Source organism: Enterobacter sp. JUb54 (assembly GCF_014298075.1).
GTDB lineage: Bacteria > Pseudomonadota > Gammaproteobacteria > Enterobacterales > Enterobacteriaceae > Klebsiella > Klebsiella lignicola.
Genome location: NZ_CP060418.1, coordinates 4,291,435 through 4,315,265 on the forward strand (window position 1 = coordinate 4,291,435; position 23,831 = coordinate 4,315,265).

The 23,831-nt window shown below is 58.3% G+C and carries 18 protein-coding genes; 9 read left to right on the forward strand and 9 right to left on the reverse strand.

The genetic code is table 11. The annotated features are described in order from the left end of the window. Nucleotides 1-73 precede the first annotated feature (73 nt). The 3 genes from HF679_RS19735 to HF679_RS19745 all read left to right on the forward strand — a co-directional run bounded on the left by HF679_RS19735 (nucleotide 74) and on the right by HF679_RS19745 (nucleotide 5,238). On the forward strand, nucleotides 74-2,080 hold the full coding sequence (locus tag HF679_RS19735; protein ID WP_222618241.1) for a sensor domain-containing phosphodiesterase: 2,007 nt from the start codon (nucleotides 74-76) through the stop codon (nucleotides 2,078-2,080). A 155-nt stretch (nucleotides 2,081-2,235) separates the two neighbouring features. Next, the gene (locus tag HF679_RS19740) at nucleotides 2,236-3,522 is read left to right on the forward strand and encodes a dicarboxylate/amino acid:cation symporter (protein WP_154144294.1); all 1,287 of its coding nucleotides are present in this window, start codon (nucleotides 2,236-2,238) and stop codon (nucleotides 3,520-3,522) included. A 219-nt stretch (nucleotides 3,523-3,741) separates the two neighbouring features. Further along, on the forward strand, nucleotides 3,742-5,238 hold the full coding sequence (locus tag HF679_RS19745) for a M16 family metallopeptidase (protein ID WP_123757210.1): 1,497 nt from the start codon (nucleotides 3,742-3,744) through the stop codon (nucleotides 5,236-5,238). A gap of 125 nt (nucleotides 5,239-5,363) precedes the next feature. On the opposite strand, the gene HF679_RS19750 is transcribed toward HF679_RS19745, so the two are convergent. The 4 genes from HF679_RS19750 to HF679_RS19765 all read right to left on the reverse strand — a co-directional run bounded on the left by HF679_RS19750 (nucleotide 5,364) and on the right by HF679_RS19765 (nucleotide 10,322). Then, entirely contained in the window at nucleotides 5,364-6,293 is a 930-nt protein-coding gene (locus HF679_RS19750) for a sugar kinase (RefSeq protein WP_187042321.1), read from the reverse strand. A 260-nt stretch (nucleotides 6,294-6,553) separates the two neighbouring features. Beyond that, on the reverse strand, nucleotides 6,554-7,876 hold the full coding sequence (locus HF679_RS19755; protein ID WP_123757213.1) for an MFS transporter: 1,323 nt from the start codon (nucleotides 7,874-7,876) through the stop codon (nucleotides 6,554-6,556). Between the two features lie 270 nt (nucleotides 7,877-8,146). Next, nucleotides 8,147-9,178: an inner membrane protein YhjD gene (gene yhjD, locus HF679_RS19760; protein WP_123757214.1), complete on the reverse strand. Its 1,032-nt coding sequence runs from the start codon at nucleotides 9,176-9,178 to the stop codon at nucleotides 8,147-8,149. Between the two features lie 244 nt (nucleotides 9,179-9,422). Continuing rightward, nucleotides 9,423-10,322, reverse strand: a complete 900-nt coding sequence (locus HF679_RS19765; protein ID WP_187042322.1) for a LysR family transcriptional regulator — start codon at nucleotides 10,320-10,322, stop codon at nucleotides 9,423-9,425. A 119-nt stretch (nucleotides 10,323-10,441) separates the two neighbouring features. Here HF679_RS19765 and HF679_RS19770 point away from each other — a divergent pair, with 119 nt between their 5' ends. After that, nucleotides 10,442-11,200 (forward strand): SDR family NAD(P)-dependent oxidoreductase, encoded by a 759-nt coding sequence (locus tag HF679_RS19770; protein ID WP_123757216.1) that lies wholly within the window; start codon nucleotides 10,442-10,444, stop codon nucleotides 11,198-11,200. 44 nt (nucleotides 11,201-11,244) lie between these two features. On the opposite strand, the gene HF679_RS19775 is transcribed toward HF679_RS19770, so the two are convergent. From HF679_RS19775 to HF679_RS19785, 3 genes are all read right to left on the reverse strand, one after another. Further along, nucleotides 11,245-11,781, reverse strand: coding sequence for a GNAT family N-acetyltransferase (locus HF679_RS19775; RefSeq protein WP_123757217.1), 537 nt, complete (start codon nucleotides 11,779-11,781; stop codon nucleotides 11,245-11,247). 67 nt (nucleotides 11,782-11,848) lie between these two features. Continuing rightward, nucleotides 11,849-13,501 carry an alpha,alpha-trehalase gene (locus tag HF679_RS19780; RefSeq protein WP_154144290.1) on the reverse strand — a complete coding sequence of 551 codons (1,653 nt, stop codon included), beginning with the start codon at nucleotides 13,499-13,501 and terminating at the stop codon, nucleotides 11,849-11,851. A 259-nt stretch (nucleotides 13,502-13,760) separates the two neighbouring features. Further along, nucleotides 13,761-14,909 (reverse strand): iron-containing alcohol dehydrogenase, encoded by a 1,149-nt coding sequence (locus HF679_RS19785; RefSeq protein ID WP_123757219.1) that lies wholly within the window; start codon nucleotides 14,907-14,909, stop codon nucleotides 13,761-13,763. Between the two features lie 110 nt (nucleotides 14,910-15,019). Between HF679_RS19785 and HF679_RS19790 the strand changes: the two genes are divergently transcribed. Beyond that, nucleotides 15,020-15,643 (forward strand): glutathione S-transferase family protein, encoded by a 624-nt coding sequence (locus HF679_RS19790; RefSeq protein WP_154144289.1) that lies wholly within the window; start codon nucleotides 15,020-15,022, stop codon nucleotides 15,641-15,643. A 199-nt stretch (nucleotides 15,644-15,842) separates the two neighbouring features. Next, nucleotides 15,843-16,946, forward strand: a complete 1,104-nt coding sequence (locus HF679_RS19795) for a serine hydrolase domain-containing protein (protein WP_187042323.1) — start codon at nucleotides 15,843-15,845, stop codon at nucleotides 16,944-16,946. A gap of 19 nt (nucleotides 16,947-16,965) precedes the next feature. On the opposite strand, the gene gorA is transcribed toward HF679_RS19795, so the two are convergent. After that, nucleotides 16,966-18,318, reverse strand: a complete 1,353-nt coding sequence (gene gorA / locus HF679_RS19800; RefSeq protein ID WP_187042324.1) for a glutathione-disulfide reductase — start codon at nucleotides 18,316-18,318, stop codon at nucleotides 16,966-16,968. 98 nt (nucleotides 18,319-18,416) lie between these two features. Beyond that, nucleotides 18,417-19,259, reverse strand: coding sequence for a 23S rRNA (adenine(2030)-N(6))-methyltransferase RlmJ (locus HF679_RS19805; RefSeq protein ID WP_123757222.1), 843 nt, complete (start codon nucleotides 19,257-19,259; stop codon nucleotides 18,417-18,419). A gap of 193 nt (nucleotides 19,260-19,452) precedes the next feature. Between HF679_RS19805 and HF679_RS19810 the strand changes: the two genes are divergently transcribed. The 3 genes from HF679_RS19810 (at nucleotide 19,453) to rsmJ (ending at nucleotide 23,709) form a co-directional block, all read left to right on the forward strand. Beyond that, entirely contained in the window at nucleotides 19,453-20,724 is a 1,272-nt protein-coding gene (locus HF679_RS19810; protein WP_187042325.1) for an acid phosphatase, read from the forward strand. Between the two features lie 185 nt (nucleotides 20,725-20,909). After that, nucleotides 20,910-22,952 (forward strand): oligopeptidase A, encoded by a 2,043-nt coding sequence (gene prlC / locus HF679_RS19815; protein WP_123757224.1) that lies wholly within the window; start codon nucleotides 20,910-20,912, stop codon nucleotides 22,950-22,952. Between the two features lie 7 nt (nucleotides 22,953-22,959). Beyond that, nucleotides 22,960-23,709 (forward strand): 16S rRNA (guanine(1516)-N(2))-methyltransferase RsmJ, encoded by a 750-nt coding sequence (gene rsmJ, locus HF679_RS19820; RefSeq protein ID WP_123757225.1) that lies wholly within the window; start codon nucleotides 22,960-22,962, stop codon nucleotides 23,707-23,709. Nucleotides 23,710-23,831: the final 122 nt, after the last annotated feature.

The following is a 23,831-nucleotide window of genomic DNA, read 5'->3' on the forward strand; positions in this document are numbered from 1 at the left end:
GCCTGAAAAAGACCGGTTTGATGGATCTAAACCGGGTATGTGTCAGGTATCAGTGTATCAGTGGAGAACCCAGTTGCGCGTCAGCCGTTCACTTACAATTAAACAAATGGCGATGGTCGCGGGCGTGTCCATGGCATTTGTATTGGTCTTCTGCTCTATTTTGCTGTTTCACTTTGTGCAACAGAATCGCTTTTCGACGGCCACGCACTTAGAAAGTATCGCTCGTGCGGTTCGCGAACCGCTGTCTTCGGCCATCCTGAAGGGGGATATTCCGGAGGCGGAAACCATCCTCAGTCGTATTCAGCCTGCTGGCATTGTCAGCCGGGCCGATGTGGTGCTGCCGAATCAATTCCAGGCGCTGCGGATGCGCTTTATCCCTGAACGCCCTGTGCCGGTGACCATCACCCGTATTTTCGAGCTGCCGATTCAGATATCGCTCCCGGTCTATTCGCTGGAAAGGCCGGCTAATCCACAGCCGATTGCCTACCTGGTGCTGCAGGCTGACTCCTGGCAGACCTACAAATTCATCATGAGCGTGCTCTCTACGTTAGTGACCGCTTACTTCCTTTTGGTGCTGATACTGACGGTCGCCATTACATGGTGTATCAACCGCCTGATTGTGCGCCCGCTGCGTAAAATCGCCCGTGAACTTAACGATGTCGCGCAGCAGGACCGGCTGGGCCATCAGTTAACCCTGCCGCGGCTGCACCATGATGATGAACTGGGCCTGCTGGTGCGCAGCTACAACCGCAACCAGCAAACCCTGCTGCGTCAGCACGACGAGCTGGCATTGCAATCCACCCGCTTCCCGGTGTCCGAGCTGCCCAATAAAGCCTTTTTGATGGCGCTGCTCGAGCAGACGGTGGCCCGACCGCAAACCTCAGCCCTGCTGGTGATCGCCTGTGAAACCCTGCAGGACACGGCGGGCGTGCTGAAAGAGACCCAGCGCGAGATCCTGCTGCTGACGCTGGTGGAAAAACTGCGCGGTATTATCCCGCCGCGGATGGTGCTGACCCAAATCAGCGGGTATGACTTCGCGATTCTGGCCCAGGGAATGAGCGAGCCCTGGCATGCGGTGACATTAAGTAAGCAAGTACTTACTGTTATTAATGAACGGCTGCCGCTGCACGGTATCCAGCTGCGCCCCTGCGCCAGCGTGGGGATTGCGATGTTCAATGGCGAGCTGACGGCGGAGCAACTCTACCGCCGGGCATTTTCTGCCGCCGTTGCCGCACGCCATAAAGGGAAAAACCAGATTGAGTTTTTCGACCCCGCCCAGATGGAAAAAGCCCAGCGCCGGTTGATGGAAGAGCACGATATCCTGGCGGCGCTGGATAACCATCAGTTTGCTATCTGGCTTCAGCCGCAGGTGAATACCGCCAGCGGCGAGGTCTGCGGGGCGAAAGTGCTGCTACGCCAGCATCAGGCCGATGGCAGCTGGTCGCTGCCGCCGAACCTGCTTGAGCGTATCGACGCCTGTGGCCTGACGGTGCCGGTGGGCTACTGGGTGCTGGAAGCCGCCTGTCGCCAGCTCGCGGCGTGGCAAAGTGCCGGTATGATGTTGCCGCTGTCGGTGAGCGTCTCGCTCCTGCAGCTACTGCATCACGACCGTGGCGCTGAAATGCTGACCCTACTCGAACGCTACCGTATTGCGCCGGGCACGCTGATCCTCGAGATTACCGACAGCCGTCGGCTGGACGACCCGCAGATGGTGGTCTCGCTGCTGCGCCCGCTGCGTGATGCTGGCGTGCGCATTGCGCTGGATGATTTTGGCATGGGGTATGCGGGGCTGCGTCAGCTTCAGCACCTGAAATCGCTGCCGGTCGACATTCTGAAAATCGATAAGGCATTTATTGATATGTTGCCCGAGGATACCAGCATGGTCCCGGCGATTATCCAGCTGGCGCGCGGCCTGAATCTGCGCATTGTCGCCGAAGGGGTCGATAAGCAGGAGCAGTATCGTTGGTTGCAGGCATCCGGTGTCGATGTCGTTCAAGGACAGCTTTCCGGCGATGCGGTAGCGCAAGACGCGTTTAGCGGCAAGTATCTGCGTCAGGGTGAAGAGGGTGCAAGTTTGTAAAACCAGAGTAAACTTGTGCGTGTCAGTTCAAAGTTTTTAACAATTCCGTTGCATTATTGCGGTTAGTTATTTCTGAAATGTTTCCTTGGTGTTACTTTTAGGCCACAGACGCCATATGACCCCTCAATGTCTGTGGTTATACCTAAGGACACCCTATGAAAACCTCTCTGTTCAAAAGCCTCTATGTGCAGGTTTTGTCTGCCATCGCGATCGGTATTCTGCTGGGCCATTTCTACCCGGAACTTGGCGCGCAGATGAAACCCCTTGGCGACGCCTTCGTTAAACTGATTAAAATGGTGATCGCCCCGGTTATCTTCTGTACGGTCGTGACAGGGATTGCCGGGATGGAAAGCATGAAGGCCGTTGGCCGCACCGGTGCGGTGGCGCTGCTGTACTTTGAAGTGGTGAGTACCATCGCGCTGATTATCGGGCTGATCATTGTTAACGTTGTGCAACCCGGCGCTGGCATGAACGTCGACCCGGCTACGCTCGATGCACATGCTGTGGCGGTCTACGCCGAGCAGGCCAAAGAACAGGGGATTGTCGCCTTCCTGCTGGATATCATTCCCGGCAGCGTGATTGGCGCGTTTGCCAGCGGGAACATCCTTCAGGTGCTGATGTTTGCGGTGCTGTTCGGCTTTGCGTTGCATCGCCTCGGCAGCAAGGGCCAGCTCATTTTCAACGTCATTGAGAGCTTCTCGCAGGTGATCTTTGGCATCATCAATATGATCATGCGCCTGGCGCCGATCGGTGCCTTCGGGGCAATGGCCTTTACCATCGGTAAATATGGCGTGGGCTCCCTGGTGCAACTGGGCCAGCTGATCATCTGCTTCTACATCACCTGTATTCTCTTTGTGGTGGTGGTACTGGGTTCTATCGCCCGGATTACCGGCTTCAGCATCTTCAAATTTATCCGTTATATTCGTGAAGAACTGCTGATTGTTCTCGGCACCTCGTCGTCTGAATCGGCATTGCCGCGCATGCTGGATAAAATGGAAAAGCTGGGCTGCCGTAAATCGGTGGTCGGCCTGGTCATTCCAACCGGCTACTCCTTTAACCTTGATGGGACGTCGATCTATCTGACGATGGCGGCGGTCTTTATTGCCCAGGCGACCAACAGCCATATGGATATCTTCCATCAAATCACCCTGCTGGTGGTGCTGCTGCTCTCCTCGAAAGGGGCGGCGGGCGTGACGGGAAGTGGCTTTATCGTACTGGCGGCGACGATTTCTGCGGTGGGCCATTTACCGGTTGCCGGCCTGGCGCTGATTCTTGGGATTGACCGCTTTATGTCAGAAGCGCGTGCGCTGACCAACCTGGTGGGTAACGGCGTTGCAACCGTCGTGGTGGCAAAATGGGTCAAGGAACTGGACACCCAACAGCTGGATGATGTCCTGAATAACCGCACGCCGGCCAACAAATCGCACGAATTATCCTCTTAAATCCTTCTGTTAAGCCCGTTGTCCTTGCTGGACTCCGGGCTCCTGCGCATAATTAGGCATCCTTCCCTGGCAACGGGGGACGATGCCTTATGTTTATTTTACGTCTCCGTGTGACATTTTCATCTCCACGTGGTCTAAACGACGTACTTTGCTCACTCTCTTTTTGGCAGCCCGCGAGCGGGTTGCTTTTGTAACCAGGAATGTTCATCAGGGGTTCACATGCAGGGCACAAAAATTCGACTGTTAACGGGTGGTTTGCTGATGATGGCAGCGGCCGGTTATGTGCAAGCAGAAGCGCTCCAGCCGGACCCGGCCTGGCAACAGGGGACTCTCGCCAACGGACTCCAGTGGCAGGTTTTAGCCACTCCGCAGCGTCCCAGCGATCGTATTGAAGTCCGTCTGTTCGTGAATATTGGCTCGTTGAGTGAAAGCACTCAGCAGAGCGGCTTCACCCGCTTTATCCCGCGTCTGGCCTTAACACAGAGCGGCAGCCTGCCGACCATGCAGGCGCGTTCGTTGTGGCAGCAAAGCATCGATCCTAATCGTCCTATGCCGCCGGCGCTGGTTTCGTACAGCTACACCATGTTTAATCTCAGTCTGCCAAACAACCGTAACGACCTGCTCAAAGAGGCGTTGAACTGGCTCTCCGATGCCAGCGGCAAACTGGTGGTCACGCCGGAATCGGTGAATCACGCTCTGCAGGGCGATGATATGGTGGCGACCTGGCCGCTTGATACCAAAGATGGCTGGTGGCGCTATCGCCTGAAAGGCTCCACGATGCTCGGCCACGACCCGGCCGCGCCGCTGAAACAGCCGGTCGATACGGCGCAGCTGAAGGCGTTTTATAAGAAGTGGTACACCCCGGACGCCATGACGCTGATTGTGGTGGGTAACGTCGATAGCCGCAGCGTGGCGGAGCAAATCAATAAAACCTTCGGCGAACTGCAGGGCAAGCGTGAAACGCCTGCGGCGGTGCCGACGCTGGCGCCATTGCCGACCACGCCGGTCAGTATCATGAGCAACTCGGTGCGCCAGGATAAGCTGTCTATCATGTGGGATGCACCGTGGCAGCCGATCCGTGATTCGGTCGCGCTGCAACGCTACTGGCGCGATGACCTGGCGCGTGAGGCGCTGTTCTGGCATGTTCAGCAGAGCCTGAGCCGTGGCAACGTCAAAGACGTGAGCCTCGGTTTTGACTGCCGGGTGCTCTATCAGCGCGCACAGTGCGCCATCAATATCGAATCGCCGGGCAATAAACTCAACGCTAACCTGAGCGCGGTCTCCCGCGAGCTGGCGAAGGTGCGTGATAACGGCCTGCCGGCAGAAGAGTTTGACGCCCTGATCGCCCAGAAAAACCTGGAGCTGCAGAAACTGTTTGCCACCTATGCGCGTACCGACACCGATATCCTGATTAGCCAACGTACGCGTTCGCTGCAAAATCAGGTGGTCGATATCGCGCCGGAGCAGTATCAGAAGCTGCGTCAGGAGTTCCTTGATTCGCTGACCGTCGACATGCTGAACCAGTATCTGCGTCAGCAGCTGTCGCAGGATATGGCGCTGGTATTGCAGCAGCCGCAGGGTGAACCGGAATATGACATGAAGGAACTGAAGGCGACGTGGGAACGGTTGATGGTGCCGCCTCCTGCTGCGGCAACCAGCGCTGACAGCGCCGGGGAAGTGCATAGCGACGTTACCGACATTCCACCGGCCCAGTAATGCGCCCGCAGGCCCGGGAGCTTTCCCGGGCCACCTGCAACATCACAACGGCAACCTCACAGATAGCCCGGTCAGCGCAGCGCGACCGGGAAACCTCCCCGAATCGCGCCATTCACGACGGTAAGTTACAGCGGCATTGCTTCGCGCGGGATAATCGCCCCACGATACTGGATTACCGTGCTGGCGGTCAGGTGCCCACGTCTGGCGGCTGACTCAGCATCGCCACCGGTCAGGCGCACCGCCAGATAACCGGCGCTGAAGGAATCCCCGGCCGCCGTGGTATCCACCACCTGCTCTTTTGGCAATTTCACGGCCGGTACGTCCAGCAACGGTTGACCCGCAACGGCCACCAGGCAGGAGTCCGCCCCGCGTTTTACCACCACTTCGGTCACGCCTGCGGCATGCGTACGGGCAATCACCTCATCGACCGGCTTTTCACCCCATAGCGCGTCTTCGTCATCCAGCGTCAGGAAGGCGATATCGGTGCAGGTCAGCATTTGCTGATAGACCTGCTGCGTCTCTTCTTTGCTGGCCCACAGACGCGGGCGGTAGTTGTTGTCAAAAATAACCTTGCCGCCGTTAGCGCGACATTCGCACAGCAGGGTCAGCAGTTTCTCACGGCTGGTGGGGCTGAGGATCGCCAGGCTAATCCCGCTGAGATAGAGGTAATCAAAGGTCGCCAGCTCTTCGCAGATGGCGGCGGAGTGCTCGCTTTCCAGCCAGAATTTCGCGGCGGCTTCGTTGCGCCAGTAGTAAAAGGTCCGCTCGCCGGTCTCGTCGGTTTCGATGTAGTACAGCCCCGGCAGGCGGTCAGCCATGCGCTGAATCAGGTCAGTCTGCACGTTTTCCTGCTGCCAGGCGTCCAGCATCTGCTGGCTGAATGCATCCGTACCTAACGCGGTCACGTAGTGAACGGCGAGATCGCTGGCATCGGTCTGACGCGCAATATAGACGGAAGTGTTTAAGGTATCGCCGCCAAATCCGCGGTTTACCGCCGCGTGTTTCTCTGACAGCTCAATCATACATTCGCCAATGACGGCAATTTTTTTAGACATAGTCATGACCTGAGATGGAATCGAATTTAACGCTAGTGTGCGCTGTGCCGTTTTTATGGTCAATTATATTAAAACAATGTTCCATTATTTTTTTGACCTGACGCGCGTAATGTGACGAAAAACGCATTTGTCAGTGCAAAATGGCGATCCCGACAGGATTGTTCATCGACGTGAGGTACAGGCAATCGCAGCAGAAGTGGGGAACAACGGGGCTGGCGTGAGAATGTGCTGCCCGACGACATGCGCCGGGCAGCAGGTGATTACAGTGACTGGTGGCGAGTTTCGTGGGTTAACAGCAGTGCTATCAGCGTCAGCCCGGCCATCGCCGCCAGGTAGATGCCCACCGCCGTCAGACCGTAGTGACCCTGCAGCCAGGCCGCAATATACGGCGCAACGGAGGCGCCGAGAATCGACGACACGTTATAAGAGAACGAGGCACCGGTGTAGCGGACTTCGGTCGGGAACAGCTCCGGCAGCAGCGCGCCCATCGGGCCAAACGTCAGCCCCATCAGGCTTAAGCCCAGCAGCAGGAAGGCGAAGACGAGGATCGGCTCGCCGGAACCCAGCAGCGGTTTGAAGGCGAACAGCGCGAAGAGGATAATCATCGAGGTAATGACGATCATGCTCTTACGACGACCAAACGCATCCGCCAGCAGGCCGGCAACCGGCACCATCACGCCGAAGCCAATGACCGCCATCATCAGCATCCACAGCACTTCATTACGCGGCAGGCCAAGACCGACCGGCGCCGCGCCGGTGCTGAACGTCATGGAATAGACGGTCATGATGTAGAACAGGGTGTAGGTGGCCAGCATGATGAAGGTACCCAGCACGGTGACGCGCACATGCTTTGTCAGCAGGGTACCCATTGGGATTTTGACCTGTTTCTTCGCCGCGGCGATTTTGGCGAATACCGGCGTTTCATGCAGCGAAACGCGGACATACAGCCCAATAATGACCAGCACGGCGGAGAAGATAAACGGCACGCGCCAGCCCCATTCCATAAACTGCTCGTCGGTCAGCAGCCAGGAGAGCAGCAGGAAGGTCCCGTTAGCAAAGAAGAAGCCGATAGGCGCGCCCAGCTGCGGGAAAGAACCGTACAGCGCACGTTTACGCGGCGGGGCGTTTTCGGTCGCCAGCAGCGCAGCGCCTCCCCACTCACCACCGAGGCCAAGACCCTGACCAAAGCGCGCCAGCGCCAGCAGCATCGGAGCCAGAATACCAATGCTCTCGTAGCCAGGCAGCAGGCCGATAATGACCGTCGAAATCCCCATGGTCAGCAGAGAGGCCACCAGGGTGACTTTACGCCCGACGCGGTCGCCGAAGTGGCCGAACAGCGCGGAGCCAATCGGACGTGCGACGAAGGCAATGGCGAATGTCGCCAACGACTGGAGCGTCGCGGCAGCAGGATCGCCCTGCGGGAAGAAAATATGCGGGAAAACGATTACCGCGGCGGTGGCATAGATATAGAAGTCGAAGAACTCAATGGCGGTACCGATGAGTGACGCGACGACGACTTTGTTGCGCGAGTTAACCGGTGCGGTTTCCTGCGAATTGTCGAGTGTGGTGGCTGTGGCTTGCATAAATCTTTCTTATTTTTTGCGGACGAAAGGTCATATAGCCACAGCAAAAGGGACATTTCAATCTGTAACAGAGCCTGCCGGAGGCTAAAAAACAGGCAAAAAGCGGATAATTTTTACGCCAGAAAAATAACTTCTATGAAACACTTAACATAAATAAAAAAATAGCAGATAAAACCAGTTTTAAGTTAAATAAAAGTTACACGTTGGATTTATCTGCTGAAATGATGAATCGGACTGAATTTTGCGTCTTTACTCAGTCCGATGGCGGCGTTAATCGTGCGTTTTTCCCGGCATCCGGCGGTCGTCTTTGTACTCGGCGGTGGCAATCCAGGCCGCGCAGAACAGCGTCAGACGGGCGAAGAAATAGAAGAAGGCCATCAGCCCCAGTACAGAGCCAAATGCCGCGCCGGACGGCGATTTCACGAGGGCCGGCAGCGTCCAGGTCATGATCATCTTGATGATCTCAAAGCCGATGGCAGCGATCAGGGTGCCGCGAATCAGCGCTTTACGCCGCGGACGGTGGCGCGGCAGACGCCAGAAGATCCAGAAAAACAGCAGATAGTTGGCGAAGATAGAAATGGCGAGACCGATCAGCCGCCAGGCCGGTTTTAACCACTCGATATAATCGAGATACAGCGCCGAGATAATCATCTGCTGCGCCGAGCCGGCCACCGAGGTGATCGACAGGGTGACCACCAGCGCCACCAGCAGGCCAATCAGCGAGATAAAATCACGGAAGTATTTCACCCAAATTTTTTCCTGGTCCTGCGGCGTGCGCTCCCACACGTCGCGCGACTGGGCGCGAATGGCTTCACGCAGGTTGCCCATCCAGTTAATCCCGGAATACAGCGCCACCAGCAGACCCACCAGGCCGACGGCGGTACGCTGCTGCACGGCGGTATTAATGGTGTTTTTCAGGGTCGCTGCCAGGGTGGGATCGCTGACGTTGAGCAGGATCTTATCGAAAATATCCTGCAGCAGCGTCGGGTGCCAGGCCAGAACAAAACCGGCGGCGGCAAAGGAGACCATCAGAATGGGGATCATCGACAAGAACGAGAAGTAGGTGATGGCCGCGCCAAACTGGTTTCCCATTCGGTCATTGAAGCGTTCGGCGGCACGCAGCAGGTGCGCAATAATCGGGTTGCGCTGCACTTTCTCGGCGGTCCCGGTTACGCTCTTCAACGCCTGATTGGCCTTCTGCGCCACGGCAGAATCGTTGATAGCGGCCAGCTTACTTTTGCTTTTTTCTGGCGACTGGCCCGGCTCCTGGGGTGGGCGCTTACTGTCGTTTTCCGGTGTCATTCGTTATTTCTTCCTTTTTTTACAACGAGGTTCTACAAAATTATACCCTAAATAATTCGAGTTGCTTGTAGGCGGCAAGACCGTAACTCCCCAAGAGCTTACTCAAGTAAGTGACTGGGTGAACGGGAGCAGCCAACACCCAGGCAACTTGAAGTATGACGGGTATATATACGTAAAACCTGCGAGGGGCTTGCCTTGCACCCAATCCGGCACCGTCAGACCACTGCATAAAGCGCTGCGGCGCTTAATCGACGTACTCTTTCATGACGCCTCCCAGCCACTCCATAAACAGATGCACCCGCCGGGAAAGGTTGCGGCGGTGAGGGTAGATGAGCGACACCTGCAGAGGCTCCGCGCGATACTGCGGCAGAATTTCAATCAGCTCGCCGGTGCGTAGCGTTTCACGCACGCCGGTGCGCGGAACCTGAATTATCCCCAGCCCTGCCAGGCAGGCGGCCTGATAGGTTTCGGTGCTGTTGACGGTGAGCACCCCGCCGGTTTTCACCCAGCGGACCACGCCGTCACCCACCACTTCAAACCCCAGCGGCCGCGCGCCGGGGGTGCTCGCATAGTGGATCAGGGCATGATCCGCCAGATCTTCAAGCGTGGTCGGGTAACCGAACCGGGATAAGTATTGCGGGCTGGCGCAGTTAATTTGCGTCAGCTTGCCCAGCGGACGGGCAACCAGGCCGGAATCTTTCAGCGTGCCGACGCGCACCACGCAATCAAAACCTTCGCGAATCACGTCCACCAGTCGGTCGCTGCTGCTGAGCTCCAGTTCAATCCCTGGATACTGCTGCAAAAACGCCGGCAGGCGCGGAATAATTAGTTTTTTGGCCACCCCAACCGGCATATCCACCCGCAGGCGGCCGCTGATGCTGGAGGGATCGTGCTGAAACATGCCGTCCAGCTCGTCGAGATTACTCAGCAGGTCTTTGGCGCGTTCGTAGTAGACCATACCATCCTGCGTGAGCTGTACCCGGCGGGTGGTGCGGTGCAGCAGGCGGACGCCGAGGTGGTTTTCCAGCGCCTGAATCTGGCGCGAGACGCTGCCTTTCGGCAGGCTCAGGGTATCGGCGGCGCGGGAAAAACTCTCCAGTTCTGCCACCCGAATGAACAGCTGCATTGCGTGAATTTTATCCATACCGATACTCTATTGTTGTTCAGATTGAAACAGTAAAACGTAATTTAGCGTATTTATTGATTTACTTGCAGCTAATAAGCTCTGTAACCAGACAAACGTAACCGAGAAGGGGTTTTCTGATGACACAACGTATTGCTTTAGTGACCGGTGGCAGCCGTGGACTGGGAAAAAATGCAGCGCTGAAGCTGGCGGCGAAGGGAACCGACATTATTCTCACTTACCACAGTAACCAGCAGGCTGCGCTGGAAGTGGTGCAGGAAATTGAACTAAAAGGAGTGAAAGCGGCAGCATTAGCGCTAAACGTCGGCGATACGGCGAGCTTCGAAGGCTTTGCGCAAAACGTGGCGGATGTGCTGAAGCAGCGCTGGCGGCGTGACACCTTTGATTATTTATTGAACAACGCTGGCGTGGGGTTGAACGTGCCCTTTGCTGAGACCAGCGAAGCGCAGTTTGATGAATTAATGAACATCCAGTTTAAAGGCCCGTTCTTTCTGACCCAGCGCCTGCTGCCGCTGATCGCGGATAAGGGTCGCATCCTCAATGTGTCGAGCGGGCTGGCTCGTTTTGCCCTGCCGGGCTTTTCCGCCTATGCGGCGATGAAAGGGGCGATGGAGGTGCTGACCCGCTATCAGGCGAAGGAGCTGGGGGCGCGCGGCATTTCGGTGAATATTATTGCTCCTGGCGCGATTGAGACCGATTTTGGCGGCGGCGCGGTGCGTGATAATGCGCAGCTTAATCAGCATATTGCGGCGCAAACGGCCCTCGGACGGGTTGGTTTACCGGATGATATTGGCGATGCTATCGCTGCGCTGTTGAGCGATGACCTGGGATGGATGAACGCCCAGCGTGTGGAAGTCTCCGGCGGGATGTTCCTGTAATCATCCAACGCCTCGCGTGGGATGCGGACGGCCAGGGCGGCCGTTCACTCCGGCGGGTGGTAATCGCGGCGCAGCAGGCCAAACAGCCAGTCATTGTGCCAGCGGCCGTTCAGCCAGTAGCATTCGCGCAGCTCGCCTTCCTGCAGGAAGCCCATCTTCTGGAGCAGGTTGCGAGAGGCGATGTTGCCGACGGTGACGGTGGCGGTCAGGCGCCGTATGCCGCCGGTGTGAAAGGCGAAATCGCAGAGCGCCCGCAGGGATTCATAGCCATAGCCACGACCCTGCGCGGTGGGGGTAAATAAAAAACCGACTTCCGCACAATCGCCCTCGAGGTGCCGGTAGCCGGTCAGACCCAGCGGTACGCCGGTTTCCAGATTGCGCACGACCAGACACAGCCACTGTTTTGCCCCTGGCGACCACGGCGGAATGCGTGAATCAAAGGCCTCTCGGATTTCTGACAGCGGGCGGGTATCGGCGATATAGAGCATCACCTGCGGGTCCCGCTGCAGAGTGAGAAAAAAAGACCAGTCTTCCAGCTTCAGCGGTGTGCAGTGCAGTCGTGGCGTAATCAGTTCGGTCATACAGCGATTCCTGCGAGGAGTTGTTGTATGACGATAACAGGACCGGAGCGGGCGGAATAGCACCTGGTTATAAGGGTTCGCCGTAAAGCCCGATCAGCCGACGCACCACGCCGTTGGTCCAGCCGAAGCCATCCTGCAACGGATATTCACCACCGCCACCGGCATGGGGAACGCTGCTGGCAATATGGTATTTCTCAATCAGCTTGTGGTGCTGCTTGTAGAAGTGGTTCACCGTGTGCAGCCAGCTGTGGGCGATTTCGTCGCCGAGCGCGTCCTGGCCATACATTTTAAAGCCCTGCACCGCCATCCATTGTAACGGCGCCCAGCCGTTGGGTTTATCCCACTGCTCACCGCTGTCGTACTCGGTGGCCATGATCCCGCCGGGGGTTAACAGGCGGGCGCGAACCGCCGCGGCGAGCCGGTTAGCCTGTTCGTGGGTCGCCATCCCGACATACAGCGCCACGATGCTGGCGGCGGAAAACAGCGCCAGCTGCTCACGTCGCCAGTCGTAGTCGCGGAAGCAGCCGCTCTCCTCATCCCACAGATAGCGGTTTACCGCGGCCCGACGCTCGCTGGCCTTGTGGCGAAAAGCGGTTTCCGCCTCCCGGTCGCCATTGAGCCCGCTCAGGTTGGCGATGGTGTTTTCCAGTTTGAACAGGAACGCGTTCAGATCGATGGGGATGAACTGGGTGGTGCGAATACTCGCCAGCCGGGTCATCTCGCGCAGCCAGCGGCTGGAATAGTCCCACCCGGAGGCAGCACCGGCGCGCAGATCGCGATAGACCTCATTGGCCGGGCGCCCGGAGTGCCTTGCGGTTTCGACATCTTCTCGCCAGGATTCATCGCGCGGCGTATCCCGGTCGTCCCAGTAGCGGTTCAGCAGCGAGCCGTCCGGCATACGCACCACATGGCGATAGGCCTGGTTGGGGATTAACGAGTCGGCGCCGTCCATCCAGAACTGGTACTCCAGCTTCAGATGATCAAGGTAACGCCGCGCCCCGCGCACGCCATCTTCCTCAAACAGCTCCACCATCAGGGCAAAGACCGGCGGCTGCGAGCGGCTGAGATAGTAGGTGCGGTTGCCGTTGGGGATATGCCCGTAGGTCTCGATCATCCAGGCAAAGTTATCCGCCATGCATTTCAGCAGGTCCTCGCGGCCGCTTTCCGCCAGCCCCAGCATGGTGAAATAGGAGTCCCAGTAGTAGGTTTCGCTAAAGCGCCCGCCGGGCACGATATACGACTGCGGCAGCGCCAGCAGCGACGACCAGGGAATATGATCCTGCGGCTCGCGAGTGAGGAACGGCCAAAGGTGATCGATATGCTCTTTTAGCGATCGGTCTGGATCGGAGATGTAATCTTCCGCCCGATGATCCGGCAGCCAGAAATGATCTTCGACGAACTGCCGCAGATCGAACTCCGGCATCCGCTTTTGCCGACGGTAGGCAATCAAAATATCCAGCGGATCCTGCCTGGGCGCACAGTCGGGGAAGGTTTTGCTGTCGGCAAAGATGCGCGAGCGCTGGACGTGGGTAAACAGCTCCAGATAACGGTCTGCGGGCGTCAGGGCATCCGAAGCCGGAAAGCCTTCAATGATCTCCGGCTCCGGTTCGGCATCGAACATTTCATCCAGTTTTAACTCATACGGATCGACGCCGTAGCGCAGTTCGTCTTCGATCGGCAGCGCGCTGCTATTATCGTTGCGTAATGTCTGGCTGGACATAGTGATACGGACCTCCGGATCGCGTCAGTTCAGGACGCCGGGCCTCTCCCGGCCTGATTAATAAGCGTAGTCATTCGCTTCGGTGTTCGGGAGAAAAACTGTGCGTCGTGTCACAGTTATCAGCGAGGGAAGAAAACGCTGTTTTTACAATGCTATGATTTTAAACATAAAATGTTCTCAATGGCGCCGCCGTGAGCATCCGGCTGCGGCGCCATTGTTTTTGCAACAAAATCTAATTATGGCGGATGGGATGGGGAAATTACTCCCAGGCCGCCTCCAGCATTTCCAGCAGCTGCTCGCTATCGAGGCGTGCGGGATTGGCTTTCATTGATGAAGAGCTGCTGGCGGCCAGCGCCGCGGGTTCCAGGGCCTCGTGCGGCACCCCCAGATCGCGCAGATTCCCCAGCCCGGCGCGGCGGCTCCAGTCGCGCAGGCTGTCCCAGGCGGTCTCCGCCTCGATGTTCAGCCCGTCAGCCAGCCACTGCCGGACCTCGGCAAAGCGCCCGAGTATGGCAGGATCGCTAATCTGTGACTCATTGAGCGCGAGCCCGTAAGGCAGCAGGCTGCCGCAGAGTGCGCCGTGCGAGGCGGGGCTCAGGCCGCCCAACGGGCCAGCCAGCCCGTGAATCACGCCAAGCCCGGCATTGGCTAACGCCAGGCCACCGCACAGGCTGACCCAGGCCATCTCATCGCGGCTGTCCGGACACTCTCTTGCCATCAGCGTATTGAGCGCCCTGATCCCCCGTGGAATCGCCGCCCGGCACAGCGCATCGGTAAAGGGATTCGCCCGGGTGCACAGCCAGGGTTCGATAAGCTGGGTAATGGCGTCAAGGCCGGAACCGAGCGTTACCGAGCGCGGGGCGTTATCGGTGAGTGCCGGGTCGACAATCGCCAGGTCCGGTAGCATGCGGTCATCGCGCAGGCTGACTTTGCGCTGCTGCTGGGTGACGTTAATCACCGCATTCTTCGTGACTTCCGCGCCGGTGCCGGCGGTGGTCGGGATCGCGACAAACGGCAGCGGCTGCGCTTCTAATTGCCGCCCGTTGCCCACGACTTCCAGATAATCAATCACCGGCCCGGATGCCGGCACCAGTGCGGCAATGGCTTTCCCCGCGTCGATTACCGCACCGCCGCCGAGGCTGACCACCGCGCCGATGCCCTGTTCACGCGCCAGACGTACCCCCTGTTCGATATCTTCCAGACACGGTTCGCGGGTGATAGACAGGGTGACAACGTGGATTTCCTGGGCATGGAGGGCGTCCAGTAAAAACTGCGCCCGCTGCGGGCTGGCGCCGTGGATCAGGAGGACCTGAGCGGTATGCTGCGCCAGCCAGGGGGCGGCGCTCCCGGCAAGACCGCGACCAAAACGGATATTGCCCGGCGTTAAAACGTTAAACGGAGTCAGCATGGCGGGTTCCTGTGTCAGCAAAAAAGGCTGAAATCAACTATACACATTATCCGACAAGCTGCCTGTTAGAGTAGGGTGAAAGAGACGTCTCATCGCTAAAGGAATTCACAATGCTAAGCATACTGGGCAAACGTACCTCAATTAACGTGCGTAAAGTGTTATGGACCTGCGAGGAAGCAGGGCTGGAATATCAGCAGGAGGATTACGGCAGCGGCTTCCAGCCGACCGACACGGCGGCGTTTCTCGCCCTCAACCCTAACGGTCTGGTGCCGGTGCTGCTGGATGACGATATGGTTCTGTGGGAGTCCAATAGCATCTGCCGGTATCTGGCGCGCAAAGCCGGACGGGAAGATCTGCTGCCCGTGGCGCCACGACAGGCAGCGGATGTTGAACGCTGGATGGACTGGCAGGCCACCGAGTTCAACAATGCCTGGCGCTATGCGTTTATGGGCCTGGTGCGCAAAGACCCGCGTTTTCAGGATCCGGTGGCGCTCAAAGAGAGCATTGCGGCGTGGACCCGCTGCGTACAGATCGTCGAGTCGCAGCTTCAGCACACCGGTGGCTGGGTCACGGGGGCGCATTTTACGCTAGCGGATATTGTGCTTGGCCTGTCGGTGCATCGCTGGAAAATGACCCCGTTTGCCCATCCGGAGATGCCGGCAGTGGAGCACTGGTATATGGCGCTGAACCAACGTCCGGCATTTATGCGTCATGGCAATAATGGTACGGCGTGATTATCCAGAATTGGATAAAAACGGCGATATTTTCAGCCTGTTCGCTTTGCAATGATCGTTGACAGCCGTTACGATCCAGGCCTCTTGGCTTCTCCCCATTGGTTTCAGTACGGCAGGAAGGTGTGGTTTGAACAGGCAGCTGAGCCCTGTGTTATTGGCGTCACTGCTGCTTGTAGGATGCTCCGGAACGCTCTCGCAAATGAGCGTTCCCTCTGATGCCACCACGCTGGTTGCGCAAAACGGGCAACCGATGCCCGTCGATGCCTTCGTCACCCGCTATATGCAGCAAAAGCAGGTCAGCGGCGTGGTGGTGGCGATCATCCAGCATAATGGCCCGGCAGAGTTTCACTGCTATGGGGTAACCGACAGCAAAAACCAGTACCCGATCGCCCCGGACACGCTTTTTGCGCTGGGCTCTCTGAGTAAAGGAACCACCGCCGAGGTGATTACCTTGCTGGTGAACGAGGGTCGGCTGCACTGGGATGATACGCTGCTGACGTTGCTGCCGCCGGGCACGCCGCTGAGCAACGATGCTAAAAACATCACCCTGTTACAGCTGGTGACCCACACTTCCGGCCTGCCGCGCCAGCCGATGAACCTGCTGTCGCTGGAACATCTGCTGGCCTATCTGAGCGACGGCGAAAACTTCTACCATGAGCTGGATAGCGACAAGGTGCTGGGCTATCTGCGCACCTTTAACGCCCCCGCGAGTCGTGAACCCGAATACTCCAATCTGGGCTACGCGATCCTCGGCTACATCCTCAACTATCAGACCGGTGAGTCGGTGGAAACCCTGGCGTCGCGGATGATTTTTCAGCCGCTGGCAATGCGCAATACCAGCTACGCGCCGCAGACGCTGCGCGGCTATCCGCAGCGGGCCCTTGGTCATGCGGGGGACCAGCCGAAGTTTAAATCTCGCGGCGCGCTGACCCCGGACTGGCAGTTCAGCAACAATATGGTGGGGGCGGCGAGCCTGTACAGCAACGCCCGCGACCTGATTGAATACGCCCGCGCCCATTTCTCGCCGACCCATCATGCTGCGTTGGATAAGGCTTTTGCCGACGTCAGCGTCGAGTACTATGCGCGGGAAAAAGAGGCGGCCAATATTGCCTGGGTGACCGATACCCTTGGCGAGCAGAAAATTACCTATCAGGTGGGGTATATCGGCGGCTATGCCAGCTATATCGGTTTCGATAAAGCGCATCAGAATGCGGTGGTGGTGCTGCAAAACAGCTTTAACTGGAGTAACTACATCGGCCACGCGATCCTGCAAAACCAGGAGCCGATAAAAAAAGCCCCGTGAGAACACGGGGCCGGGAGGATTAACGCATGGTGACGAACTCTTCCGCTGCGGTCGGGTGAATCGCCACGGTGTTGTCGAAGTCCTTCTTGGTGGCGCCCATTTTCAGCGCGACCGCGAAGCCCTGCAGCATTTCATCCATGCCGAAACCGATGCCGTGAATGCCGACAATCTTCTCTTCCGGACCGACGCAAACCAGCTTCATGCGGCACGGCTGGCGGTGTGAGGTAACGGCGGTGTACATGGCGGTGAAGGAGGATTTATAGACCTTCACGGCGTCATCGCCATACTGCTCGCGCGCCTGCGGTTCGGTTAAACCGACGGTGCCGATCGGCGGGTGGCTGAAGACCACGGTCGGGATATTGCTGTAGTCCAGATGCTCGTCCGGCTTGTTGTTGAACAAGCGTTCGGACAGGCGACGGCCCGCGGCTACCGCTACTGGTGTCAGTTCTACCGCACCGGTGTTGTCGCCGACGGCGTAGATCCCTGCCACATTGGTGTTCTGGAATTTATCGACCGCGATATAGCCTTTGTCGTTGGTTTTTACGCCAGCGGCTGCCAGGTTGATCGTATCGTTCGCCGGTTCACGACCGATAGCCCAGATCAGGCAATCGACGGTCTGGCTACGGCCATCTTCCAGCTTCAGCGTCAGGCTGCCGTCCGCGTTTTTCACTACCGCTTTCGGGATTGAAGTCGTGTGCAGCTGCGGCCCTTCGGCGTTCATCACTTCAACCAGCGTGTCGACTATCAGCGGATCGAAGCTGCGCAGCGGCGCGTGTTTACGCACGAACAGGTGGGTTTCGGCACCCAGACCATTGATCACGCCCGCCAGCTCAACGGCGATATAGCCCGCACCGACCACGGCAACGCGCTTCGGCAGTGCCGGCAGCTCGAAGAAACCGTCGGAGTCGATGCCATATTCAGCGCCCGGAATCGACGGATGGCTCGGACGGCCACCGGTGGCGATCAGGATATGATCGGCGGTGAGGGTCTCACCGTTTACTTCCACGGTGTGCGCGTCGACAAAACGGGCAAAGCCTTTGATTACATCGACCTTGTTTTTGCCCAGCACGTTGTCGTAGGAGGTATGAATACGATCGATATACGCGCTACGGCTGGCGACCAGTTTATCCCAGTCGAAGTGATTGATGGTGGCGTCGAAACCGTAATCCGGGCCATACAGGTGAATCGCTTCGCGAATCTGCGCCGCATGCCACATCACTTTCTTCGGTACGCAGCCGACGTTCACGCAGGTGCCGCCCAGATCTTTAGCTTCAATCAGCGCGCACTTTTGGCCATACATTGCCGCACGGTTGATGGAGGCGATACCGCCGCTGCCGCCGCCGATAGCGATGTAGTCATAATGTTTGCTCATAGCGTATATCCTTAGAAGAGCCTGTCCGAGCAGGCTCTTAATCGTTGATTGACCGCGATTGTAGCGCGAGGCGTAAAAGGTTCCACCGATGGTTGCGATTACTCAGGGACGATCCAACTGACGGTGGCATGGCCATTTCCCGTCGGCGACAGCTTCTTATGCAGCCACGGCAGCACGTTGTTCATCTGTTGTTCCAGCTTCCACGGCGGGTTGATAACGATCATCCCGGAAGCGGTCATGCCGCGCTGGTCGCTGTCCGGACGCACGGCGAGTTCAATTTGCATGATTTTGCGAATACCGGTGGCTTCCAGCTCTTTGATCATGCGCTTAATTTGCGCGCGCAGGACCACCGGATACCACAGCGCGTAGGTGCCGGTGGCAAAGCGTTTATAGCCTTCATGGATCCCGGCGACCACGGCCTGGTAATCGCTTTTAATTTCATACGGCGGGTCGATCAGAATCAGGCCGCGACGGGAGACGGGTGGAAGCTTCGCCTTCAGCTGCTGATAGCCATCGGCCTTAGCCACCCGCGTGCGGTTATCTTTCTGAAATTCAGAACGCAGCAGCGGGAAGTCGCTCGGGTGCAGTTCGGTCAGATCCAGGCTGTCCTGCTCACGCAGCAGCTGGCGGGCAATCAGCGGAGAACCCGGATAGTAGCGCAGCTGACCGCTGCGGTTGAAATGCTGGACCACGGAAATATAGGCTTCCATCTCGGCCGGCAGGTCGTCCTGCTGCCAGATGCGAGCGATCCCTTCGAGGTATTCACCGGTGCGTTCGGCGTGTTCGCCGCTCAGCTGATAGCGACCCGCGCCAGCGTGGGTGTCCAGGTAGAGAAACGGTTTTTCTTTCTCTTTCAGCGATTCAATGATCAGACTCTGAACGGTGTGTTTAAGGACGTCGGCGTGGTTGCCTGCGTGAAAGCTGTGGCGATAACTGAGCATGGATGCAGAGATTCCGGGAATTGAACAAGATTACCGATAGTTTACCGCAGATCCGCCCGGATTACCGCTGCGGCGCCACGCTGTTTCAATCGTGGTGAAAGGATTGCAAAACGTGAATGGGTCATAAAAGTGTCAAAAATCTGCGCTAGCGTCGCCTGCAGGCAAGGTAATTGTTTGAATAAAAGGAAAAATAATGAAACTGCAAATCACACTTTTGACATCAGCATTGATCCTGGCGCTGCCGGCGTTGGCGCACACGGTACCGGTAAATCAGGCGGCGGCAATCGCCGGTAGCGTCACGCCCGCGGCGGCCAGCCCGGCGTTTGACGACCTTGAAAGTCAGGCGTTGAGCCGGCTACGCGCGGCGCTGAAAGGTGATGCCGCGACCCTCACCCGCGACCAACTGGAGCACGCGAAACAGAATAAAACCCAGGCAGATAAGGCCTGGCTGAAGGCCAGCGGTTATGATTTTCAGGGGAAAGAAAACCAACAGGCGGGCATTGCGCTGCTTGCCGCTTTCAGCACCCTCCCGGATGCGGTGGTGAAGGCCAACCTGGCAACGGTGACCGCCATTAACCGCGATGCGACTCAGGCGACCCGTCATCAGGCGCTGGCGGATGCGGAAGGGATTAGCTATCTCTACTTCCTCAGCGATGCGCTGGGCCCGCGGCTGGGGAAAGCCTTCCTCACCGCTTACGATAAAGGCGAGCTGGGTAAAGCGGCGGCGTTGATTAAGGCCAGTGAAGTCAGCACCGGGGCGGCGAAAAAGCATTTTAACTACCCGCGCCCGTTCCTGATCCAGGGCAATACCATTCATCTGGTGCCGGACGACGTGGTGGTCAAGGATAACCAGCCCTATACCGCCGACGGCGGCTCGTTCCCCAGCGGACACACCAACACCGGCTATACCGATGCGCTGTTGATGGCGGAAATGATCCCGGAGCGCTTTGATGCCCTGGTGACGCGCGGCGCGCGCTATGGATACTCCCGCATCGTGCTCGGCGTGCATTATCCGCTGGATGTGATGGGGTCGCGGATGGTGGCGCAACGTAACGTTGCGCATTACCTCAACGACGCGAAGTATCACGCGCTGTTCAATGAGGCGCGCGATCAACTGCGCGCGGCGCTGGAAAAAGAGTGCGGCACGTCGCTTGCCGAGTGTGCAAAATCCGCCGGGAAAGACGATCCCTACCGCGACCCGGCCATGAACGCCTTTTACCAGTTCACCATGACCTATAATCTGGCGCAGCAGAAGGGCGAGAAGCCCGAGCTGACGGCGCCTGAAGGGGCGGAGGTGCTGCTGGAGACCGCACTGCCTCATCTTTCAGGGGCGCAGCGTCGGGCATTGATGGTGAAAACCGCGCTACCGGCGGGCTACCCGCTGTCGGGTGAGAGCGCCGACCAGCAGTTCTGGCAGCGGCTGAATCTGCCGGCGGCTTATCAGATGGCGCAGAAAGCGCATTGATCTCACACAGCCCGGCGAAGCATCGTGCCAGCCGGGATTTTGCTCAACGGCCGGGCTTATTGCAGTAATACCCGGCGCCTGGCACGGCGTGACATTGAAATTCCCGCAACGATCCCCCATTCTAGATCTCATGCTAAAGCGCCGGAACGCGCGCTTCATTTACCCTTTTCAACAGGACTGCGCTTATGACCAATCCATTACTGACGCCTTTTTCTTTGCCGCCTTTTTCTGCGATCAAGCCGGAACATGTCGTCCCTGCGGTCAGCAAAGCGCTGGACGACTGCCGGGCATCGGTAGAAAGCGTGGTGGCGCAAGGCGCGCCGTACAGCTGGGAAACCCTCTGCCAGCCGCTGGCTGAAGTGGATGACGTACTGGGACGCATCTTCTCCCCGGTCAGCCACCTGAACTCGGTGAAAAACAGCCCTGAACTACGTGAAGCCTACGAGCAAACCCTGCCGCTGCTGTCGGAATACAGCACCTGGGTTGGCCAGCACGAAGGCCTGTACAAAGCCTACCGCGACCTGCGCGATGGCGACCATTACGCCACCCTGAATACCGCCCAGAAGAAAGCGGTCGATAACGCGCTGCGTGATTTCGAACTGTCCGGTATTGGCCTCGCCAAAGAGCAACAGCAGCGTTACGGCGAGATTGCCGCGCGCCTGTCTGAGCTTGGCAACCAGTACAGCAACAACGTCCTCGACGCCACCATGGGCTGGAGCAAGCTGGTGACCGACGAAGCCGAGCTGGCCGGGATGCCGGAAAGCGCGCTGGCGGCGGCTCAGGCCCAGGCTCAGGCGAAAGAACAGGAAGGCTATCTGCTGACCCTGGATATCCCGAGCTATCTGCCGGTGATGACCTACTGCGACAACCAGGCGCTGCGCGAAGAGCTGTATCGTGCCTACTCCACCCGTGCGTCAGACCAGGGTCCGAATGCCGGTAAATGGGATAACAGCCCGGTGATGGCGGAAATCCTCGCGCTGCGCCACGAGCTGGCCCAATTACTGGGCTTTGAAAGCTATGCCTTTAAATCGCTGTCGACCAAAATGGCCGAAAATCCGCAGCAGGTGCTCGACTTTCTGACCGACCTCGCAAAACGCGCGCGTCCGCAGGGCGAGAAAGAGCTGGCCCAGCTGCGCGCCTTCGCCAAAGCCGAATATGGCGTCGACGAACTGCAGCCGTGGGATATTGCTTACTACAGCGAAAAACAAAAACAGCATCTCTACAGCATCAGCGATGAGCAGCTGCGTCCGTACTTCCCGGAAAACAAAGCCGTTAATGGCCTGTTCGAAGTGGTTAAGCGCATTTACGGGATTACCGCGAAAGAGCGCACGGACATCGACGTCTGGCACCCGGAGGTTCGTTTCTTCGAACTGTATGACGAGAGCAACGAGCTGCGCGGTAGCTTCTATCTCGACCTGTACGCGCGTGAGCACAAGCGCGGTGGGGCGTGGATGGATGATTGCGTTGGCCAGATGCGTAAACTCGACGGTTCGCTGCAAAAACCGGTCGCCTACCTGACCTGTAACTTCAACCGCCCGGTGAACGGCAAGCCGGCGCTGTTTACCCACGACGAAGTGATTACCCTGTTCCACGAATTCGGCCACGGCCTGCACCACATGCTGACCCGCATTGATACCGCCGGGGTCTCCGGCATCAGCGGTGTGCCGTGGGATGCGGTCGAACTGCCGAGCCAGTTTATGGAAAACTGGTGCTGGGAGCCGGAAGCGCTGGCGTTTATCTCTGGCCACTATGAAACCGGTGAGCCGCTGCCGCAGGCGCTGCTCGACAAAATGCTGGCTGCGAAAAACTACCAGGCGGCGCTGTTCATCCTGCGTCAGCTGGAGTTTGGCCTGTTCGACTTCCGTCTGCATGCAGAATACCAGCCGGAGCAAGGGGCGAAAATTCTCGAGACCCTCGCGGAAATCAAAAAGCAGGTGGCCGTGGTGCCAGGGCCGTCGTGGGGCCGCTTCCCGCACGCCTTCAGCCACATCTTTGCCGGTGGTTATGCGGCAGGTTACTACAGCTATCTGTGGGCCGACGTGCTGGCGGCAGACGCCTTCTCTCGCTTTGAAGAAGAGGGGATTTTCAACCGCGAAACCGGTCAGTCGTTCCTCGATAACATCCTGAGCCGCGGTGGTTCCGAAGAGCCAATGGTGCTGTTCAAACGCTTCCGTGGGCGTGAGCCGCAGCTGGACGCGATGCTCGATCATTACGGGATCAAGGGCTAAGCGTTTCGTGAAAATTTGCTTAGTCGATGAAACGGGCGCCGGAGACGGCGCCTTATCTGTTCTTGCGACCCGCTGGGGGCTGGAACAGGATGATGACAACCCGATGGCGCTGGTGATGACCCCGGAGCATCTGGAGCTGCGCAAGCGCGATGAGCCGAAGCTCGGCGGGATCTTCGTTGATTTTGTCGGCGGGGCCATGGCCCACCGGCGTAAATTTGGCGGCGGTCGCGGTGAAGCGGTGGCGAAAGCCGTTGGCGTGAAAGGCGACTACCTGCCAGAGGTGGTGGATGCGACGGCGGGACTGGGGCGGGATGCCTTTGTGCTGGCGGCGGTCGGCTGCCGGGTGCGGATGCTGGAGCGTAATCCGGTGGTGGCGGCCCTGCTCGATGACGGGCTGGCACGCGGCTATGCCGACCCGGAAATCGGCCCGTGGTTACGCGAGCGTTTGCAGTTGATTCATGCTTCCAGCCTGACGGCGCTGACGGATATTACGCCGCGTCCGCAGGTGGTCTATCTGGACCCGATGTTCCCGCACAAGCAGAAAAGCGCGCTGGTGAAGAAAGAGATGCGTGTGTTTCAGTCGTTGGTGGGACCGGATCTGGATGCCGACGGGCTGCTGGCGCCGGCACGGCAGCTGGCAACCAAACGGGTGGTGGTGAAACGCCCGGATTACGCGCCGCCGCTGGCCGAAGTCGCCACGCCGAACGCGGTGGTCACCAAAGGCCACCGTTTCGATATCTACGCTGGAACGGCGTGACCGGGCCACGGGTCCGTGCGGTTTAGTATGTTGTCGCCCGGACGGGGCGTAGCACCGCCTGCGGGAAACTCCCCGGTGGCGCTGTGCTGACCGGGCTACGGGTCCATGCGGTTTGAGATGTT

Bases quoted from the DNA above. Each gene is read 5' to 3' on its own strand.
- HF679_RS19765 (WP_187042322.1), bottom strand. From the start codon at position 10,322: ATGGATAAAATTCACGCAATGCAGCTGTTCATTCGGGTGGCAGAACTG.
- HF679_RS19780 (WP_154144290.1), bottom strand. From the start codon at position 13,501: ATGTCCAGCCAGACATTACGCAACGATAATAGCAGCGCGCTGCCGATC.
- HF679_RS19745 (WP_123757210.1), top strand. From the start codon at position 3,742: ATGCAGGGCACAAAAATTCGACTGTTAACGGGTGGTTTGCTGATGATG.
- HF679_RS19770 (WP_123757216.1), top strand. From the start codon at position 10,442: ATGACACAACGTATTGCTTTAGTGACCGGTGGCAGCCGTGGACTGGGA.
- HF679_RS19775 (WP_123757217.1), bottom strand. From the start codon at position 11,781: ATGACCGAACTGATTACGCCACGACTGCACTGCACACCGCTGAAGCTG.
- HF679_RS19785 (WP_123757219.1), bottom strand. From the start codon at position 14,909: ATGCTGACTCCGTTTAACGTTTTAACGCCGGGCAATATCCGTTTTGGT.
- HF679_RS19810 (WP_187042325.1), top strand. From the start codon at position 19,453: ATGAAACTGCAAATCACACTTTTGACATCAGCATTGATCCTGGCGCTG.
- gorA (WP_187042324.1), bottom strand. From the start codon at position 18,318: ATGAGCAAACATTATGACTACATCGCTATCGGCGGCGGCAGCGGCGGT.
- HF679_RS19795 (WP_187042323.1), top strand. From the start codon at position 15,843: ATGAGCGTTCCCTCTGATGCCACCACGCTGGTTGCGCAAAACGGGCAA.
- yhjD (WP_123757214.1), bottom strand. From the start codon at position 9,178: ATGACACCGGAAAACGACAGTAAGCGCCCACCCCAGGAGCCGGGCCAG.
- HF679_RS19805 (WP_123757222.1), bottom strand. From the start codon at position 19,259: ATGCTCAGTTATCGCCACAGCTTTCACGCAGGCAACCACGCCGACGTC.
- HF679_RS19750 (WP_187042321.1), bottom strand. From the start codon at position 6,293: ATGTCTAAAAAAATTGCCGTCATTGGCGAATGTATGATTGAGCTGTCA.
- prlC (WP_123757224.1), top strand. From the start codon at position 20,910: ATGACCAATCCATTACTGACGCCTTTTTCTTTGCCGCCTTTTTCTGCG.
- HF679_RS19740 (WP_154144294.1), top strand. From the start codon at position 2,236: ATGAAAACCTCTCTGTTCAAAAGCCTCTATGTGCAGGTTTTGTCTGCC.
- HF679_RS19790 (WP_154144289.1), top strand. From the start codon at position 15,020: ATGCTAAGCATACTGGGCAAACGTACCTCAATTAACGTGCGTAAAGTG.
- HF679_RS19755 (WP_123757213.1), bottom strand. From the start codon at position 7,876: ATGCAAGCCACAGCCACCACACTCGACAATTCGCAGGAAACCGCACCG.